At 44.8% G+C, this 17449-nt stretch carries 19 protein-coding genes and 1 pseudogene; 6 read left to right on the forward strand and 14 right to left on the reverse strand.

Annotated elements, in window-relative coordinates; all coding sequences use genetic code 11:
* Positions 1 to 3: 3 nt before the first annotated feature.
* The 3 genes from ACXAGL_RS02905 to ACXAGL_RS02915 all read right to left on the reverse strand — a co-directional run bounded on the left by ACXAGL_RS02905 (position 4) and on the right by ACXAGL_RS02915 (position 3927).
* Positions 4 to 2076 carry a PAS domain S-box protein gene (locus ACXAGL_RS02905; RefSeq protein WP_474989698.1) on the reverse strand — a complete coding sequence of 691 codons (2073 nt, stop codon included), beginning with the start codon at positions 2074 to 2076 and terminating at the stop codon, positions 4 to 6.
* 154 nt (positions 2077 to 2230) lie between these two features.
* Positions 2231 to 3070, reverse strand: coding sequence for an ABC transporter ATP-binding protein (locus ACXAGL_RS02910; protein ID WP_027956280.1), 840 nt, complete (start codon positions 3068 to 3070; stop codon positions 2231 to 2233).
* 293 nt (positions 3071 to 3363) lie between these two features.
* Positions 3364 to 3927, reverse strand: a complete 564-nt coding sequence (locus tag ACXAGL_RS02915) for a TetR/AcrR family transcriptional regulator (RefSeq protein WP_474989700.1) — start codon at positions 3925 to 3927, stop codon at positions 3364 to 3366.
* A gap of 186 nt (positions 3928 to 4113) precedes the next feature.
* Here ACXAGL_RS02915 and ACXAGL_RS02920 point away from each other — a divergent pair, with 186 nt between their 5' ends.
* A complete protein-coding gene (locus ACXAGL_RS02920) occupies positions 4114 to 4797 on the forward strand; it encodes a Crp/Fnr family transcriptional regulator (RefSeq protein ID WP_474989702.1) in 684 nt (227 codons plus the stop codon).
* 143 nt (positions 4798 to 4940) lie between these two features.
* Here the strand turns inward: ACXAGL_RS02920 and ACXAGL_RS02925 are convergent, their stop codons facing one another.
* Positions 4941 to 5225, reverse strand: a complete 285-nt coding sequence (locus tag ACXAGL_RS02925; RefSeq protein ID WP_474989704.1) for a hypothetical protein — start codon at positions 5223 to 5225, stop codon at positions 4941 to 4943.
* 826 nt (positions 5226 to 6051) lie between these two features.
* Here ACXAGL_RS02925 and ACXAGL_RS02930 point away from each other — a divergent pair.
* The gene (locus ACXAGL_RS02930; protein WP_474989706.1) at positions 6052 to 7419 is read left to right on the forward strand and encodes an alkaline phosphatase; all 1368 of its coding nucleotides are present in this window, start codon (positions 6052 to 6054) and stop codon (positions 7417 to 7419) included.
* A 224-nt stretch (positions 7420 to 7643) separates the two neighbouring features.
* Here ACXAGL_RS02930 and ACXAGL_RS02935 read toward each other — a convergent pair.
* A pseudogene (locus tag ACXAGL_RS02935) lies at positions 7644 to 7781 on the reverse strand (transposase); the annotation flags it as partial.
* 443 nt (positions 7782 to 8224) lie between these two features.
* Between ACXAGL_RS02935 and ACXAGL_RS02940 the strand changes: the two are divergent.
* Positions 8225 to 8776 carry a TetR/AcrR family transcriptional regulator gene (locus ACXAGL_RS02940; protein ID WP_474989708.1) on the forward strand — a complete coding sequence of 184 codons (552 nt, stop codon included), beginning with the start codon at positions 8225 to 8227 and terminating at the stop codon, positions 8774 to 8776.
* A 158-nt stretch (positions 8777 to 8934) separates the two neighbouring features.
* Positions 8935 to 10053, forward strand: coding sequence for an MFS transporter (locus ACXAGL_RS02945; RefSeq protein WP_474989710.1), 1119 nt, complete (start codon positions 8935 to 8937; stop codon positions 10051 to 10053).
* A gap of 358 nt (positions 10054 to 10411) precedes the next feature.
* Here ACXAGL_RS02945 and ACXAGL_RS02950 read toward each other — a convergent pair whose 3' ends face one another.
* From ACXAGL_RS02950 to ACXAGL_RS02980, 7 genes are all read right to left on the reverse strand, one after another.
* The gene (locus ACXAGL_RS02950; RefSeq protein WP_474989712.1) at positions 10412 to 11029 is read right to left on the reverse strand and encodes a YczE/YyaS/YitT family protein; all 618 of its coding nucleotides are present in this window, start codon (positions 11027 to 11029) and stop codon (positions 10412 to 10414) included.
* Between the two features lie 207 nt (positions 11030 to 11236).
* Positions 11237 to 11674, reverse strand: a complete 438-nt coding sequence (locus ACXAGL_RS02955) for an OsmC family protein (protein ID WP_206933477.1) — start codon at positions 11672 to 11674, stop codon at positions 11237 to 11239.
* A gap of 141 nt (positions 11675 to 11815) precedes the next feature.
* On the reverse strand, positions 11816 to 11971 hold the full coding sequence (locus tag ACXAGL_RS02960; protein WP_474989714.1) for a hypothetical protein: 156 nt from the start codon (positions 11969 to 11971) through the stop codon (positions 11816 to 11818).
* Positions 11972 to 12121: 150 nt separating this feature from the next.
* Complete coding sequence (locus ACXAGL_RS02965; protein ID WP_474969415.1) at positions 12122 to 12292, reverse strand: hypothetical protein; 171 nt, start codon at positions 12290 to 12292, stop codon at positions 12122 to 12124.
* 19 nt (positions 12293 to 12311) lie between these two features.
* Positions 12312 to 12689 carry a permease gene (locus ACXAGL_RS02970; protein WP_474989716.1) on the reverse strand — a complete coding sequence of 126 codons (378 nt, stop codon included), beginning with the start codon at positions 12687 to 12689 and terminating at the stop codon, positions 12312 to 12314.
* Positions 12689 to 12895: a helix-turn-helix transcriptional regulator gene (locus tag ACXAGL_RS02975; RefSeq protein WP_027956271.1), complete on the reverse strand. Its 207-nt coding sequence runs from the start codon at positions 12893 to 12895 to the stop codon at positions 12689 to 12691. The genes ACXAGL_RS02970 and ACXAGL_RS02975 overlap by 1 nt, the downstream gene beginning before the upstream one ends.
* 108 nt (positions 12896 to 13003) lie before the next feature.
* Positions 13004 to 13369, reverse strand: a complete 366-nt coding sequence (locus ACXAGL_RS02980; RefSeq protein WP_474969417.1) for a MerR family transcriptional regulator — start codon at positions 13367 to 13369, stop codon at positions 13004 to 13006.
* Between the two features lie 92 nt (positions 13370 to 13461).
* Here ACXAGL_RS02980 and ACXAGL_RS02985 point away from each other — a divergent pair, with 92 nt between their 5' ends.
* Positions 13462 to 14223: an SDR family NAD(P)-dependent oxidoreductase gene (locus ACXAGL_RS02985; protein WP_474969418.1), complete on the forward strand. Its 762-nt coding sequence runs from the start codon at positions 13462 to 13464 to the stop codon at positions 14221 to 14223.
* A gap of 36 nt (positions 14224 to 14259) precedes the next feature.
* On the opposite strand, the gene ACXAGL_RS02990 is transcribed toward ACXAGL_RS02985, so the two are convergent.
* Together ACXAGL_RS02990 and ACXAGL_RS02995 are read right to left on the reverse strand one after the other, a co-directional pair.
* Entirely contained in the window at positions 14260 to 15810 is a 1551-nt protein-coding gene (locus tag ACXAGL_RS02990) for a PH domain-containing protein (RefSeq protein ID WP_474989718.1), read from the reverse strand.
* On the reverse strand, positions 15807 to 16301 hold the full coding sequence (locus ACXAGL_RS02995; protein ID WP_474989720.1) for a PH domain-containing protein: 495 nt from the start codon (positions 16299 to 16301) through the stop codon (positions 15807 to 15809). Before ACXAGL_RS02995 ends, ACXAGL_RS02990 begins: the two co-directional genes overlap by 4 nt.
* Before the next feature lie 164 nt (positions 16302 to 16465).
* Between ACXAGL_RS02995 and manA the strand changes: the two genes are divergently transcribed.
* Positions 16466 to 17425 carry a mannose-6-phosphate isomerase, class I gene (gene manA / locus ACXAGL_RS03000; RefSeq protein WP_474989722.1) on the forward strand — a complete coding sequence of 320 codons (960 nt, stop codon included), beginning with the start codon at positions 16466 to 16468 and terminating at the stop codon, positions 17423 to 17425.
* Positions 17426 to 17449 lie beyond the last annotated feature (24 nt).

Raw genomic sequence — 17449 nt, forward strand, 5'->3', positions numbered from 1 at the left:
TTCCTATAGATCTTCAAAAAACAGCACTTGGTTTTTCCCTTTCTTTTTACCTTCGTATAAGGCTGTATCAGCAGCTCGGAACAACCCTTCATGCGTTTCTCCGTCCTCCGGAAAACAGGCCACCCCGATGGAAAAAGACGTCCGGATTTCCATTCCTCTGACATAGTAAGGTTCACGAAGCTCATTTAACAATCTATTCGATACATCACGGATCAAACGGCGGTCCTTCAGCTCTTCAACCAGGACGGAAAACTCATCCCCGCCGATTCTTGCCACAGAGTCGCCACCACGAATACAGGAACGGAGCCGTTTTCCAACCTCCCGTAAAAATTCATCACCCATGTCGTGGCCATATTGATCGTTGATGCCTTTGAAGCCGTCGCCATCCAAATATAAAATCGCAAACGCCTGTCCTGTCCGCTGTCCCTTTTCAACAGCTTTCCATACGTTCTCCTCAAAAAGAAGACGGTTGGGAAGACCAGTTAAATAATCATAATAGGCGAACCTCTCCAGCTTCTCTTCATAACTTTTCTGTTCCGATATGTCCCGGGCCACTACGACGATGTGACTGACTTCATGATCATCATCAATGACAGGGGTTGCGCGGCACTCAAACCAGACAGGTTCACCGTTGAAGCTTGTCAACTTCACTGTAATGGTGAATCCTTCTTTTGTTCGGCAGCTCTTGATAAAACGGTCCGTCAGACGGCTCAGATCTCCACGTTCAACCTTCTGCATCAGGCTTTCTCTGGACCAGCTCATAGGATCTTCCCCGAAAAACTCCTGTTGGGAAGGCGAGGCGTAGATCAGAGCGCCTTTGGGAGAGAAGACAGAAATCAAATCATTGGAGTAATTAGCGATCAAGCGGAAACTTTCCTGACTCTGGCGCATTCCTTCATAAGCTTTTTCTTTTTCCGTAATGTCATCCAAGATGGCATAGATGCCTTCTTTCTTGTTCTGAATGATAATCGGGACTAAAGAGATCTGGAGGATTTTCTCCTCTCCTCCTACATCCACAACTGTCCGGAACTGACCGCCGGTGTCGAAGAATGAACCATGAATTTCCTTTCGCACAGCGCCTTCCTGTTCTTTGGAAATCAATTCCATAAAGGACGTATGCAGCACCTCATGTCCTTCTTTTTCAAGCATTTCAAGGCTGGCCGGATTCGCTTTGGTTATAGTACCGCGGAAGGTCAGTGTTAAAATGGCCTGAGGATTGTGTTCAAACAAGGAACGGTAGCGTGATCGACTGCTTTCCCGTCTCCGCTCCTCATTCTTCTCCTCTGTCACATTCCGGATGATCGAACTGACCCCGATGGTTTCCCCTTCTTCATTCTGGATGCGGAAAACACTGACAGCCACATCCAGCAGCGAACCATCCCGTGATTTCCGGGTTGTTGTCCAGCCCGATGTTCCACGTCCTGCCAATGCCTGTTGGACGAGTTCACATGCTTCATCACTCAATTCTTCCGGCACAAACGGATAGGAGCATCCGGATAGATCTTCTTTCGAAAAACCGTAAAGCTCCGTAAAAGCCTTGTTCACATCCAGTACGCTCCCATCAGTACCCAGGATGATAACGGCATCCGTCGTATTTGTCATCAAGGATTTGTATACCGCATTCATACTTCCAAGCGCCTCTTCCTTTTCCATCACCTCAGTAAGGTTTCGCGTCACCGCCAGAATATGTGCCACGTCCCCCTCTTCGTTCAGCGTTGGTGTCAAAACCGAATGACTCCGGAACACCTTCCCGTTCACCATGATCTGATCTTCGTACGTAACCGGACCCTTTTTCTGAACGGCTTCTTCGTACGCGTCAATAAGTGATGGTGCTGCATTCTCATCCAGTACTTCTTCTATGTATTTTCCTTTCCACACTGCGCCACCGGCCAGGGAACCCTTTACAGCTGACTTGTTCATATACCGGTATTTGAAACGACGAGGGCCTTCTACGTCCATTAAAAATATAAAATCAGAAATCCCGTTCATCAACATGGGAAGCAGATCATCATAGGGAATTTGACCGCTGATGCCCTCCATAGTTCCCATACCTTCTGCTTCTTCTATCTGTTTCACCTAATTCCTCCCTGTTCCCTATCCATGAATCTTCCATATATCTAAGGTTTTACTGTCTCTTCTGTACACTTCTATTCAAATGAACCAATCCCCTTGTTCCAAAGAAAAAACAGCGACAAAAAAAGCAGCCGGATGTTCCCGGCTGCTTTAAAATCTATACGGTTTGTTTCTGCTGGGCCTGCGCTTCCGCCTGTGCCTGTTTAATCAGACAACGTCCCTTTCCGTGTGGAATACACATCGGGGTGCCGAAAAGAGGATCTTCCCTCACATCACAGACCATTTCAAATACATGCTGCATCATATCACAGGTCACGACATCCTCGGGACGCCCCTGTGTATAAACGGTCTTATCCTTAACTGCAATAATATGATCCGCATACCGGCATGCCAGATTAATATCGTGCAGAACCATCACAATCGTCCGACCATTATCCTGGTTCAAATCGAAAAGAAGATCCAGAATTTCAATCTGGTGGGTCATATCCAGATAGGTTGTCGGTTCATCAAGAAGGAGCGTATCCGTATCCTGAGCTAGTGTCATGGCAATCCAGGCACGCTGCCGCTGTCCTCCGGATAAGGAATCCACAGAGCGGTCCTTCAATTCCATAAGATTCGTGTCGTTGAGCGCACGCGTAACCGCTTCTTCGTCATCATCCGACCAGCGCTTAGCAAATCCCTGATAAGGATAACGCCCCTGCTTCACAAGCTGGTACACAGTTAATCCTTCAGGGGTCGTTGGACTTTGTGGAAGAATGGCCATCTTCTTGGCCACGTCCTTCGTCCTCATTTTGGAAATATCCTTCTGATCGAGTACCACCTGACCGGATTTCGGCTTCAGCAGCCGTGCCATCGAACGGAGAAGTGTCGATTTCCCACAACCGTTCCCTCCGATCAGAACCGTCACTTTCCCTTTCGGTATTTTCACATCAAGAGAGTCAATAATGACTGAGTCCCCATATCCAAGTGTGAGATTGTTTGCCAATAAGGTATCCATGACCTGACCTCTCCTTTTTTTCTCACTAAACCTTTACACCGTCTACTTTATCTCAAGACCTCATTCAACGTTCAGATAGGTCTTCGTGTTCATTCATATATATATAGATGTTGAATTTTTAGAAAACTATCACTTTCCTACTATCTAGTGTATGGGCTTACGTATAGTGTGTCAATGAATTTGAGAATCATTGTCACCTGGTTCATGGAAAAGTGTATGCCTTTTTCGCCCGCGAAAGAACCGTGGTGGGATTCGCTTCCCCTTTCCATGTATAAAAAAGAGACCCGCGGCCTCTATGAGCTGCTGATATATTCCAGCCGGATGCCATCAATAATATCAAGGAGAACCTCAGAGTCCTGATTGTTCTTCATAAGAAGAATCGCCCCTTCAATCTGAGCGACAACCATCCGCGCTTTCTGCCTTGCCTGCTTTTCACCTTGAAGAGCTTCAATCACCTGTGTCAGCTCTTCAATCCAGTCAGAGAAAATACGGTTGATTTTCACACGGAAATCTTCATCATGTTCACTCATCTCGAGCGCAAGATTTCCAAACGGACAACCGTGAAGCTTTTCCGGCGTTTCATGAAACTGAATCGCCCACTGAAGCATTTCTTCCATTTTCCTCTCCGGGGATCGGCCGGATTTTAGAATGCCTTCAATCAGCTCGTCCTGCCACATCTGCGCATAATGATCGACTATGGCCAGCCCAAGCTCCCTTTTCGAAGTAAAATAATGATAAAACTGGCCTTTGCCGATCCCGCACGCTGCCAAAATGTCACTCAGCTTTGTCGACTCATAGCCTTTCGCATGAATCAGCTTAGCGGCTACCCCTATGATTTGTTGTTTTTTTTCACTCATCTGCCTCACCTTCCTGCAGTTATACCAACCAGTTGGTCAAGTTGTATAATAATAACACGCCTGCAGGACAACAGACAATGCTCTGATCCGCACATTGCCCAGGTCTCTGCCATCCTGCTATCATAGAGAAAGATTTCCCTGTCTTAACCATGATTCAATTTCAGGGAAGATATGAGGTGAACACGAATGGATAAGCTGACCCTGCTTTCCCAGATCAGTTTGTTTGAAGAACTATCCAAGGATGAATTAATGAGTATTGATCAAATGAGTGAAATGAGCCCCGTAAAAAAAGGAACGGTGATTGTTTCTCCTGATCACCCTATGGACGTGCTTTTCCTTTTGAAGAAGGGACAGGTGCGCTTGTACCGCATGAACGAAGACGGCCGCCAGTTTACGGTGGATATATTAGTAGACGGCAACATTTTCGGAGAAACCTCCACCATCAGTCTGACGGATGACCAAACCTATGCAGAAGCTATGACCGACACGTATCTTTGTACGCTCAGCCATGAGGACTATGAAAGCTTCATCAAGGAGAATCCGCACGTAGCCCTGAAACTGATTGACATTCTCTCCTCACGATTGAAGGATGTTTACAGCCTGAGTGAAAAAATCGCCCTCAGTGATGTGAAGCAGCGGCTCCTTTACCTGCTGCTCATGCTGAGTCACAAAACCGGCCGCCGGAAGAAAAACTGGCAGACCATCGAAATGAAACTCACCCACCAGGATCTCGCCAACATGATCGGAGCCACCAGAGAGACGACCAGTGCAATGATGAGTCAATTGAAAAAAGACGGGTATATAAAAAAAGTCCGCTATCTTTCCATCGATGCGGATAAAACAGAGGAATTGCTGCATGGAAACTCTTGAAGCTGAATAATTCCCTTTTATTCCATTCGGTGCGGATGTTCAAATAAAAAGAGGAACTTCCCCATTCGGAAGTTCCTCTTTTCATATCGGGCAGATGCCACTAATGTTTCCTATTTCCATCTAAAAGAGGGATAGGAAAGTGGTTATGTTTTCCTTTTCATTTCCAACAGTACAGGTGCTGTATTCAGTATGATAGAAACAATTGTCAAAGACCACAACGCCTCTTCCATTCCGGGCACGACATCTAATAAAGCAGCCCAGTCTTCCGCTGCCACCCACCGGGATACAAGACTGTATTCAGCGCAGAGGGTTAGTGAAGTGAAAGACAACCCAACTGCCATAGCAAACTTATATTCCTTTCCTGCTATATACAGGTATACGTTGATGATTGTTGCCACTATCGATATAACGGCAAATAGGATCCACATTTAAAAACCCCCCCTTCAGGACAGAAAAAAACATGTTCAACCTATGTATATGGAGTCAGGAGTTCCTTTGAAATAAAAAATGTATGAACAAAACACCTCCCAATAGTAATGGAAACCCGATGAGTATGTAATAGCTATTCTTTGGAACTTCAAAAATACTTGCTGGATAACTAAACAAAAACATGTAAATGATGATCAAAGGGTATTTACAAAAACTTTTCATTGGAACACTTCTTCCATTTAATCTTTAGTTTAGCGAGTACCTTTATCTGACCAATGGCTCATGAACAATAAATAGTCATTCAATCATATCAAACCTATGCCCAACTAAAGATTGCAACCAAACCTCCGATAAGTATCTCATTCATCTTGAAACATTATAGAAGGGTTACTAAGACACGTTCAGGAACTATTCAAACACAGAATAGCATCTATCCGTAAACAAAATAAACAACCGGACGCTCCTCCTAAGAGTGTTTTATTTTTCTCCTGCCTTGTAAAAAATCGGCAAGAGGCCCATGCGCTTGTATGAATGCGCTGCTCATGGAGATTACCCTGTAATACTTATAAAATCCCTCCACTACTTCCTCCTCCAGCATTCCTTACAAAGCCTGCACCTAGGTAAAGTTCAGTCTTGCTATTACTAACAATAAGAACTGCTAAAGGGAGGAAAAACATTTTGTGCAAGGATTAATCCCTGCACAAAAGCTGTCTGATATTTACACATCACATGAAATTTTTAAATGAATTTCATCCTTCGTTAAAATTAACGAAGGATGGACTTGGTATACTGTTGATGCATCACATCAGTAAAGGGCGTGTACATATGTTTAAAGAAGCCGGTGTTTTTATCATGAGTGCAAGTTTGATTTTGGGCGCAGGAGTGGGCTGTGTTCAACAACCTGATGCGCAGGAAGGGGACGGAAAAGAAACCCCCGACCAAGCGGGTCCTCCCCAGGAAAAAGTCGACAACGTGATTTTTATGATTCCTGATGGTTTTAACACGGATTACGCTACAAGCTACCGATGGTATAAGGGGGAAGATGCCGTTTGGGATAAACATTTGAAAGGTCTGCACAAAACCTATTCAGATGATTCCAGGGTAACCGACTCCGCTGCTGCCGGAACAGCAATGGCAGCTAGTGTTAAAACGAACAATGGTACGATAGGTTTAGATAAGGACGGAAATAAAGTGAAAACAATCCTAGAGGCTTCAGAAGACAAAGGGAAATCAACAGGGTTAGTTGCAACATCTACGATTACCCATGCGACCCCCGCTGCATTTGCTTCCCATGTAAAGTCACGTGATCATCAGCCTGAAATCGCCAGGCAAATGCTGGATAACGATGTCGATGTTATGCTTGGTGGAGGTAAAGATTTCTTCCTCCCAGCGTCTGAAGGCGGCGAACAGCAAGATGAGAATCTATTAGAGCAAGCAGAGGAAGCAGGTTATAAAAACGTGGAAACGCGCAGCGATTTAATGGAAGGCAAGGATATTGATGTAGAAGAAGGGGAAAAGCTTCTAGGTTTATTTGCAGACGGCCCCTTAAAACCCGAACTGGAGCGTGAAAATACAGAACAGCCAAGTCTCTCAGAAATGACCGAACGTGCAATTGACCTCCTTGAGAAAGACAAGGATGGGTTCTTCCTAATGGTTGAAGGCAGCCAAATTGACTGGGCAGGCCACGATAATGATCCCACTTGGGCATTCAAGGATACAGCAGCATTTGAACAAGCAGTGGAAAAGGCCATGGAATTTGCTGAAGAAGATGGAAACACTCTCGTAGTCATAGCCGGTGACCATGAAACCGGCGGTATGACCGTTGGATCTAATGGCGAGTATGACACCAGGCCGGAGCTTGTAAAAAAGGTTACAGCAACAGGTGCATTCATGGCTGAAGAATTAAACGAAAATCGTTCCAACGTTGAAGAAGTCGTAGAGAGTCATACACCATTTGACTTGTCCGAAGAAGATGTTCAAAAAATCCAGGAATCTGAAGATCCAAAACTTGCCATTAACCAATATGTGAGTGATAAAGCCCTTGTCGGATGGACCAGTACTGGACATACAGGTGTAGACATTCCAGTTTATGCCTACGGACCTCGGTCCAATTCCTTCAGCGGCCTGATCGACAACACCGATCTTCCTAAAATTATGGCAGAAGCCCTGAAAGTAGATTTAGAGGATAAGTAAAATAAAAACGACAGCCCTATGGCTGTCGTCAGCTTGTAGAGAAACCCCGTGTTTTTCTGCAAGTTTTTTTGTGCAGTTCGTGCGGTCGAATACCACTCGCTTTCCGCGGACGAACGCCCGAGCTTCCTCGTGAAAACCCACACTGCGGGGTCTCGGGTCGCCCGTTTTTCCGCAGGAGTCTCCTGGTATTCGCCCGCCCTTCACCAAAAAAGACTCTCCTTCACCTATCTCACCCTGGATAGGTGAAGGGCAATCTTTTTCATGTTTTTGCAGGCCGCCGTCAGTAACGCTTGTTCGCGCACATTCTCTTTTCCGCGCAAGCGACAGTAACGCAGCCCGTGCCGTTCTTTTGAATCTGCGAATCTGCATAGGGCACAATCTCTTTCCTCTATATTCTAACATCGTCACGAGGAGCGTTTGGTGGTGACACAGCGCGAGCCGAAGATCCACTTGGTCCAGTGGTCTTGTTGACCAAGTCAGCAGAGGCCGTTCCCGCGGCAGGCATCCACCGATAAGCGGAACGTGCCCTCTCAACATGACATACTATGACGAACTGTTTCTACAGACTGTTACAATCGGCTTCGAAAATGTGGATGTATTAGAAAAGGATGAAGGAATGGTTAGTTTTTACATTGAAGCATTCTTACCTTGCCTTTTTAGATATAGAGCCAGCTCTGATCGCTTAATTCTAAATAGAAACCCATAGAAATCAGGAAACCACTCCTGTTTACTTTGACTTCTACTATTATAGATGCTACGTTGACAATAGAATGAACGTTCTATCTAAAGGAGGTTTGCTTAACCATTGAGTGAGAAGCGCAAACAAGTATTAAATACTGCCGAACACCTCTTCTATACTTATGGATTTCATGGAGTTGGTTTAAAACAAATTGTTGATGAAGCAAATGTTGCGACGATGACGTTGTATAATCACTTTTCCTCTAAGAACAAGCTTGTAGAAGAGGCTGTCAAAAACCGTGAAGAGCGGTACTGGGCATACATTTGTCCTGCATCCGAGGACTATTCTAACGATACATTTGTACGGATTGCCCAATTACATGGAGCATTCTTAAAAGAGGTATCCCCTCAAGGTTGTATGTTCCTGCGTGCCATTGAAGTATATCAGGATACAGACAAGAACATAGCAGATATTGCCAAAAAGCATAAATCAAAAGTCCTTGAGTATTTCGAGACACTTGCCATTCGCAGCAATATCAAAGATGAGAAGAACTTTGCTTATGAATTTCTTCTTATTATCGAAGGGGCTACATCCATGGCCCAGATTACAGATCCTACACAAGCCACTGATCATGCAGTTACCATGACAAAAGCTCTTCAATCCCATTTCCTAACGTAAACGGCATCCTTTCGGATACCGTTTTTTCTATAAGTAAATCCTTGCCCCATAAAGAAGAGTCCATGGTAAAAACATACAGCTTGTCTGGATCAATACTTGTAACTTAGATAGAAAGAACGTTCTATCTAAAGTATAGAAACAAAGGAGTATCACAGCTTATGAATTTCACGAGACTCGTCTTTCCAGGCGTAACTATGATTGCAGTAACTTATGGATTAGCAAGGTACAGTTTCGGATTGTTGCTCCCCAACATTTCCCATTCCTTTCAAATGTCCGATACACTTTCCGGTATCATTTCTTCTCTATTTTACCTTGCCTTTTGTTTTACCATTGTTTATTCTACTGTCCTGACAACTAATAAAGGGCCTAAACCTATGATTATGCTGGCGGGTGGTTTTGCTGTTAGTGGTATGCTGATGATCAGCGCTTCCTTAAACGAATGGATGCTTGCGGCAGGCGTTCTCCTGGCCGGGGGAAGTACAGGGCTCGTGTCTCCTCCGTACGGATCAGCTATTGCTCATTGGATAAAGGTACCCTTACAAGGAAAAGCCAATACATGGATAAACTCCGGTACTAGTCTAGGTATTGTCGCCACAGGAGTTGGCGCCCTTCTGCTGCCGCTTCATTGGCGATACACTTACTTACTCTATGCTCTTATTGCTTTACTCGTTTTATGGTGGAATTATCGGATTATCCCAAAACCTGACGATTCCTTAAAGGTTCAACGCGGGATATTATCGGCAAAAGGATTAAAAGGAGCTACATCGATCATGACCGCGGCTGTTCTAATGGGGATTTCAAGTGCATGTTTTTGGACTTTCTCCAGGAGTTTCATAGAAAGCAGCGGTGAATTCAGTACCCTCGTATTATCTCTATTCTGGGTCACGATCGGACTCTTCGGTATAACCAGTGGTTTAGGCGGCACCGTTATCGAACGGATCGGGCTCCAATCCAGTTATACCCTATTTGCTGTGATGATGGGAGGAGCTTCGTTTCTACTCACCTGGGCATCTGACAGCATTCCTATGATATTGGGAGCAGCTGCGTTATTCGGCACCTCGAACTTGTTTATATGTGGCTTGCTTATCGTCTGGGGAATCCGTGTATTTGAGAGTAATGCGTCTTTAGGTATAGGTTTACCTTTCATTATGCTTTCCTTTGGCCAAGTGATAGGGTCTATCCTTGCAGGCAGTATGATTGAATGGGTTGGTTATGCTGTGACGTTCGCAGTATTTGGAGCTATCTCTATCGCAGGATCTTTTTTACGGACAGCCTAGAGCAGACTTCAGCCATGACAGATCATAGAAAAATTCGGATCTTTTCTTCGTTGAAATCTATAACATTAAAAGAAAATGAATGCGGTATATGACTGGAAAACTAGATTTAAAAAATCCCCCTGCTAAGTTCATAATGATATGCATAGCAAAAAAGCTTCCAATTTAATGGAAGCTTTTTTGTGTGTTGGGATTTTAAATAACGAACGCCCCTCTTGTCTTGAAGCATAGGTAGGACTTCCATGAAGAACTACACTCTCCATGGAGGTATAATTGCCTTAACACTCTTATCCCTTTGAAATGGAGTCCGTTCTGTTTCTAAAGAAAAAGTCAATTCTCATTAGAATTGACTCTTCAGCAGTTAGGAAGTACTTGCGTATTGTCGTTTATTTGTAGGTGATAGCAGCTCATTCCATCGTTCATAGAAGAATTGAATGGATGGACCTAGTAAGAACGAGATAACGAACGTTCCGATTCCAATTGGCCCCCCAAGCAGGAACCCGATGACAAGCAAGGAAAATTCATAGAGATTTCGATTTACTCTAAGAGAGAGTCCATCTTTCTTCATCAATGTTTGCATAAGTTCATCAACAGGGATTTTAGGGAGATTCGTGTGCAGATAGGAGCCAATGCCAATTCCCATGAAGGCAATTCCAACGAATAAGAGTCCCCATCTTAAGGCGAGCGACTCCAGCTGGAAATCTGTAAGAAGGACATTCCACAAGTCGAGGGTTACCCCTCTCAGAACAATTGGAATAAATACAAATAAGGATGGAATCGTCTTTCCAAGAATACTATTTAAAAGAATTACCGTTACATGGACTGTCATCATTCCTACCCCTACACTAATTGGTATATGGGAGGACAAGCCTACCGCGACACTGTCTGTCGTGCCAACCCCAACATCCGCTTTAATGAAAAACGCAATGCCCAGGCTCGAGATGAGTATACCGAACACATATAAGAATAACTGCTTCATACACTTGTCCCTCCTTTTTCATTCTGAATAAGTCTTTAAACAGTAACAGGACTTTCCGATGCATTCAATAAAAATGCCTTTCTTGAAAAGGTATGTCCCTTTCTCCCAAGCCTTCAGTATACAGGCACGGTCTGTCTCCACCTGTAACCCGCCTTACAAAAATAAACACCCTTTAAGATGACACTTAAAGGGTGTTGGAAAAAATATTTATGCTTTAACCCAGTTCGGGATCATTTCAACGTCAGCCGCTTTTAGTGTTGTATACACAGGGCAGCGGGAATCAATCGTTTCTTGGAATTGAGCCAGACGCTCTTCTGATTCACTTGTGTGAACAGTCGCGTTTACGGTGATTTTCTGGAAGTAAGGGCGGACGCCTTCTTCTCCCATCATACCGCGGGGATCCAGTTCTCCGTCAATTTCGAAATCGATGCCTTGAAGATCGAACTCCATTTCTTTGGCTACGAAGTTTGCAATCGCGTTTTCACACCCTGCAAGAGATACAAGAAGGGTTGCAAGTGGGTTGGCACCTTCGTCGGTTCCTCCCATTTTTGCAGGTTCATCAATGACAACCTTATGCTCTCCGGAAACACCTTCTGTTTTCATACCTTTAGATACTGCTGTGATTTTTTCGTTCATTTTAGCCATGGATCATTCTCCTCTCGAATCTTTCTTTTTTTATAAGTGATAGCTAGACCAACCGGTTGGTACAGAAAAAATATATCAGTTGTATCAAATCTGTGCAACATTCCTGCTTCACATTCATAAGACAGCTTACACTTTCCTGGTTTATCTGGGGCAGCACCAGCCTGGATCACAGCCACGAACACAGCCTTCTACTTTTAGAGAAGCCTGGAGCTGGTCTTCTTTCTCCGATTCTCTCTGAGTCAGCTTTTGCGAAACATGGGCTTTCTTCGTGATCTTGGACAACATCCACTTGATCATACCAACACCTCTTTCGTGGTCTTGGGTCTTCTCTTGAAGACAAATCCAATGTAACACGGGAGAGATCGATCCACTACCACTGCGCTCAGAAGTGTAAGCTGTCTTACACAAAAGAAGCGGAATCCCCGTGTGCCGGTCCGGGAAAAATGATCATGCTCCCCAGGCAGCAACACTGAACGCCAAGAGAAAGATAAAAAGCAGGAAAACTGTGATTTGGTAGAAGCCTTTTTTTGATAGAGATCCATTCGTCGTTTCCTTTTTCAAAATATAATAGCTGATGCCAAATGTGATTAAAAACACAACAGGAAAAAACCAGCTCATGAGATCCTCTCCTTTTGCTTCAATATTTACGTGCCAGGAAAACAAGCAGCAGGAACAAGGTCGTCATACTCAAGGCAATGATCAGCGAAAGAACGCTGGACACGTCCATCGTCAGGACATTCAGCTCAGCTAAAAGGGAAAAGACTAACATATACCCGATGCCGGCCGTAAAGGCATAAGAAACAGCTTTCTGACGAATGGACTTCATCCGTTCATCCTTCTGCTTAAACTGTGGGTACAAATAACTCATGCAGAAGGCAAGCACCGATAAAGAGAGCATCGAAAAAGAATGCCCCTGTACAGCCCCGTCAGCCAGCAGTCCAATGATCAGTAAAGAAAGTCCCATAGCCCCGAGCAGTGATCCTAAAACGATGAATGTCCTTGGATAATGATCCATTATTCTCGTCCTCCTTCGCGGTAAATAAAAATATCTTCAATAGAAACACCAAACGTTCGCGAGATCTCAAAAGCGAGAGGGAGGGAAGGAGAATACCTGTTTTTTTCTATGGAAATAATCGTCTGTCTCGACACATGAAGCTTTTCTGCGAGTTTGTCCTGTGACCATCCATGTTTTTTTCTGAATTCAGCCAGCCGGTTTTCCACACCTCCACCTCCAATTATCCCCATTTTATTGTAAAGGTAACTTAACGTCAAGGGACCTTTACAATAGTGATTAAAAAAATCCGGCATTTGCCGGACCTGCTTACAACATTAATTCAATACACCTTTCATCGCTTCCTTATAAGCGGCAACCTTTTTCGTCAGCATGTCATCCGTCGCCTTTAAGGTTTCAATCTGGCTCTTAATGTACTGCTGATGTTCTTCGAGGAGCTTCAGCCTGTCTCCGGCTGTGTGCTCACCTTCCTGAAACAGCTTGGTATATTCTTTGATCTGCGTCACAGGCATCTGTGTTTCCCGCATTTTTTTTACGAACTGCAGCCATAGGATGTGCTGCTCATCAAATTCCCTGACTCCTGCTTCATTTCGATGCGGGGCAATAATGCCTTCTTTTTCATAGTAGCGTAGAGTATGAGCACTCATGCCGAGTTTTTCGGCCGTTTCACTGATGGTATACATCGGCTTCCTCCACCTTTACAGTTATGATTTGACTTAGAGTTCTCTCTAAGGTCTACAATAACAGTGTACTAAAATTATTGGAGGGATCAATCATGAAATATACGGTCATTACAGGAGCAAGCTCAGGTATTGGTTATGAATCGGCACTGGTTTTCGCAGGACGAGGAAAAAACCTCGTCATCGCCGCCCGCAGAACAGAGCAGCTGGAACAGTTGAAAAAAGAAGTCCATGACATCAACCCGGATTTGGATGTGATTATCCGTGAAGTTGACTTATCCATTTCAGAAAATGTTTACAGCTTTTATGAAAGCCTGAAAGACCTCGACATTGAGACCTTCATCAACAATGCCGGCTTTGGAAACTTTGCAGCGGTTGGAGAACAGAAGCTTCCTAAAATTGAATCCATGCTCCGCTTGAACAACGAAGCCCTTACGATTCTTTCATCCTTGTATGCCCGGGATTATGCAGATGTCGAAGGAACGCAGCTGATCAACGTTTCTTCCGGCGGAGGCTATACGATTGTAGCGGATGCTGTGACCTATTGTGCAACGAAATTCTTCGTAAGTGCCTTCACAGAAGGTATGGCGCAGGAGCTTGAGGACAAAGGAGCGAAGATGCAGGCAAAAGTCCTTGCACCGGCTGCAACAGAAACCGAATTCGCCGACCGTTCCATGGACACCGAAAACTTCGACTATGAAGGAAATATTCCACAGTTCCACACAGCAAAAGAAATGGCCCAGTTCATGCTCGACCTGTATGACAGCGACAAAGTCGTCGGTATCGTCGATGGTGAGACCTATGAATTCCAATTGAAGGATCCAATTTACCCCTACGCGCGTAGAACACGCAAATAAGGACAAGCCCCCTGTTATAAAAGCAGGGGGCTTTTATTAAGAAGCTCTTCTTTTATGATCTCTATGGGTATACCATACCTTCAAACGTTCAGCGAATGCTTCCGGCACATCTTGCACGACCGTTTCACACACAGGGGCAGCACGGTTGATTAAGGTAAGCGAAGCGAGCCCTGATTTCTGCTGGAAATAGTCCCGGGATACTTCCACTTCGATCACTTTACTTCGCTTAGAAAGATACAGCGTCTTTGTGAATCCGCCTGTCTGGGTTTGGATGAACGTGTCATCCATTTGGAAACGGGTGTGAAGATACCCTTGGATGCGGGACAGGATAATGACGAAGAGAAGAACCGATGAAAACGCCCACCACGGCAGATCGATATGGAAAGGCGCTGGTTTAAAGATATACAACCCCGCCGTTGCTGCTATCCATAACCAGCTGGGACGAAGCAGACGGATATAAAGGGCCTGACGGGGCAGCTTTTCCATATTCTTGAGCACACGATATTTCGGAAGCATTTCATGAACGAGACTATAGGCACGCTTCACTGGTAGAAATGGATACAGGGATGTTACTTCCTCCCCTTCCTTTTCACCGGCAATGACCAGTTTTAATGAAGCAAAACCGAGAAGCCGTTTCATGAGGGACTGCTCAATTAAGACGGCCTGCACGTTTTCCTTCTCCACAGAAAGGTAATCCTGCTCCCAGGCTCCTTTTGTTATCAAGATCCTTTCTGATGTTGAAGCCAATTCAAACTTCCCATACTTCTTATATGTACGTACGATTCCAATTACAAATCCTGCAGCGGCCAGGAAGGCAAGCGTTCCTGTAATCATCCAGATCGACGATAAGATGCTCTCGAACAGCCCGTTCACCTGGTTTTCAAAATGCAGATCCTCCGCATTGGAAAGCCACGACCCTGCAAACGGCACAACCGTAAGAAAACTGAGAGAGACAAGGGAGGCCTTCATGATATCCTTCTTCGTCGGTGTATAATGAATTGTTTTCTCCCCAGTCGATCCCCTCGGCACCGGTTGACCAGCGGGTTCTTCCGATTCCACTCGCTCTATTTCCTCCTGATGACTGTGATCCTCGGAATAAACCCCCTCTCCTTGGGACGTTTCAAATTCAACAGCTGTTTGTTCCTGCTGTACGTGCTGTTCAATGGATAACGCCTCCGATGGTCTTAAAACATCAAATCGGATGGTGCCGTCACGACCTTCTGAACTTGTTTCCAAAGTAAGGGAGGTCATTCCGGTCAACCGATGCACCCATGTCGTCTTTCTTTTCACCTGCTGAATTTTTGAATAAGGAATCGTACTTGTCGATGTTGTAAGAAGTTTCGATGATACAACAATTGCCGAAGGGAGAATCTCATACGTTTTTGCATACCACTTGACCGGAATATAGAGAGCGGAAAAGGTAACAGCTGCTGGCAGGACATACCGGCCATAGGTGAACAACCATGCGCTTGAATCGACCTTTAATACAAAAAACAGAAAAAACAAAGGGACACTCGTCTTGATCAGATGGATGTAATCATGAAGCATGGCCTTCGGATGATATCTGCTTCTACCTTTCCCTATCATTCATCTTCCTCCTCTACATTGGAGTATAGAGCAATCTGCTGCCGCAGTTTTTCTGCCTCTGCCTTAGGTAGAGCAGGAATGACGTGCATGCGTCCAATGGTACTGACTTCCACAGAAGAGAGGTCATATTTTTTCAGCAGAGGTCCTTCATTCGTAGAAACAGACTGGATCTTCGTCATAGGAATGACCTTGTATTCTTCTTTTAAGGCCCCTGACCTTAAATAAAGGAAGTCTTCATTCATTCCGTACCGCCAGTGCTTATGTAATAAGTTCACTTTAAAAAAAGCCCAGATCATCCCTGCTGCTGTTAAACCAACAAGACCGTACAGAACCCACCCGGTCCAGACCGGCCAGGAAAACACGCGGTCCAGAATAAACAAGAGGACCAGCACAACTGTTCCGATGATATTCTCAATAATTTCCTTCCATATCCACACTTTTATACTGTCCTTGGATAACCGCTGTAATGGTGGTTCCATCGTCACTTCCATAAGGCAGACACTCCTTCACTATTTTCCTTTATCTTCCTATACGATGAAGACTCTGTTTCGTTTCACTCTTTTTCAAAAGCCTGTCTCTACAAGGAAATATTTGATATAATTTAGTCGATTTACGTAAGCGGTTTACTCTATCACACAGATAAAGGAGTTTGGCTATGTATACAGATTTAATACGACTATCCCCGATCTTTAAGGAAAAAGTGTGGGGCGGCAGTTCTCTACATACGAATTTTGATTACGATATTCCAAGTGACCACACAGGTGAATGCTGGGGAATCGCCTCCCATCCGAGCGGATCCTCCACGATTACGAACGGACCGTTGGCAGGCTGGACACTGATGGACGCCTGGAAGGAACATAAAAAAGAATTGTTCAATGAGGACAACGATGAGAAGGCCTTCCCGCTCTTGATTAAGCTTCTGGATGCCAATGATGATCTATCTGTGCAGGTGCACCCCAATGACGCCCAGGCCCATGTGCTTGAAGATAATGAAGCCTATGGAAAAACAGAGTGCTGGTACATTGTGGACTGTAAGGAAGACTCTGAAATCGTTCTCGGTCACCATGCAAAAACGCGCGGGGAGCTTGAGGATTATATTGAAAAAGGAGACTGGAATGGGCTTCTGCGCCGCGTACCTGTCAAACCAGGCGATTTCTTCTTCGTCCCCGCCGGCACGATTCACGCCATTGGAGAAGGTATTGTGATTCTTGAAACCCAGCAGAACTCCGATACCACCTACCGCGTGTACGATTATGACCGCCGGGATGACCAGAATCAGACGCGTGAGCTTCATTTAGATAAAGCCGTCGAGGTCACAACAATTCCAGATGAAAAACAGGAAAATGATTTTTCTTATAAGCAGGACCAGGACCTTTCGATTACCACTCTGACGGAAAATGATTTTTTCACAGTCTTCCATCTCGATCTCAATGGTGCCTATGAAAGCAGCAAACCGGCCGATTATCTGCTGGCTACCATCCTGGAGGGCGAAGTGACTTTCACAGGAACAGACACAGAGCTCCTGAAAAAAGGCGATCATGTTATTCTTCCTTACGGGTTGGAAAACTTCAAACTGGAAGGAACGGCAAAAGCCATTGTTTCTTATCCAAAATAAAAATCAGAGGGCCTCAGGCCCTCT

Source organism: Halobacillus sp. ABA4_118, assembly GCF_056160205.1.

Bases quoted from the DNA above. Each gene is read 5' to 3' on its own strand.
- ACXAGL_RS02910 (WP_027956280.1), bottom strand. From the start codon at position 3,070: ATGGATACCTTATTGGCAAACAATCTCACACTTGGATATGGGGACTCA.
- ACXAGL_RS02915 (WP_474989700.1), bottom strand. From the start codon at position 3,927: ATGAGTGAAAAAAAACAACAAATCATAGGGGTAGCCGCTAAGCTGATT.
- ACXAGL_RS02920 (WP_474989702.1), top strand. From the start codon at position 4,114: ATGGATAAGCTGACCCTGCTTTCCCAGATCAGTTTGTTTGAAGAACTA.
- ACXAGL_RS02925 (WP_474989704.1), bottom strand. From the start codon at position 5,225: ATGTGGATCCTATTTGCCGTTATATCGATAGTGGCAACAATCATCAAC.
- ACXAGL_RS02930 (WP_474989706.1), top strand. From the start codon at position 6,052: ATGTTTAAAGAAGCCGGTGTTTTTATCATGAGTGCAAGTTTGATTTTG.
- ACXAGL_RS02945 (WP_474989710.1), top strand. From the start codon at position 8,935: ATGAATTTCACGAGACTCGTCTTTCCAGGCGTAACTATGATTGCAGTA.
- ACXAGL_RS02950 (WP_474989712.1), bottom strand. From the start codon at position 11,029: ATGAAGCAGTTATTCTTATATGTGTTCGGTATACTCATCTCGAGCCTG.
- ACXAGL_RS02955 (WP_206933477.1), bottom strand. From the start codon at position 11,674: ATGGCTAAAATGAACGAAAAAATCACAGCAGTATCTAAAGGTATGAAA.
- ACXAGL_RS02960 (WP_474989714.1), bottom strand. From the start codon at position 11,971: ATGATCAAGTGGATGTTGTCCAAGATCACGAAGAAAGCCCATGTTTCG.
- ACXAGL_RS02965 (WP_474969415.1), bottom strand. From the start codon at position 12,292: ATGAGCTGGTTTTTTCCTGTTGTGTTTTTAATCACATTTGGCATCAGC.
- ACXAGL_RS02970 (WP_474989716.1), bottom strand. From the start codon at position 12,689: ATGGATCATTATCCAAGGACATTCATCGTTTTAGGATCACTGCTCGGG.
- ACXAGL_RS02980 (WP_474969417.1), bottom strand. From the start codon at position 13,369: ATGTATACCATCAGTGAAACGGCCGAAAAACTCGGCATGAGTGCTCAT.
- ACXAGL_RS02985 (WP_474969418.1), top strand. From the start codon at position 13,462: ATGAAATATACGGTCATTACAGGAGCAAGCTCAGGTATTGGTTATGAA.
- ACXAGL_RS02990 (WP_474989718.1), bottom strand. From the start codon at position 15,810: ATGATAGGGAAAGGTAGAAGCAGATATCATCCGAAGGCCATGCTTCAT.
- ACXAGL_RS02995 (WP_474989720.1), bottom strand. From the start codon at position 16,301: ATGGAAGTGACGATGGAACCACCATTACAGCGGTTATCCAAGGACAGT.
- manA (WP_474989722.1), top strand. From the start codon at position 16,466: ATGTATACAGATTTAATACGACTATCCCCGATCTTTAAGGAAAAAGTG.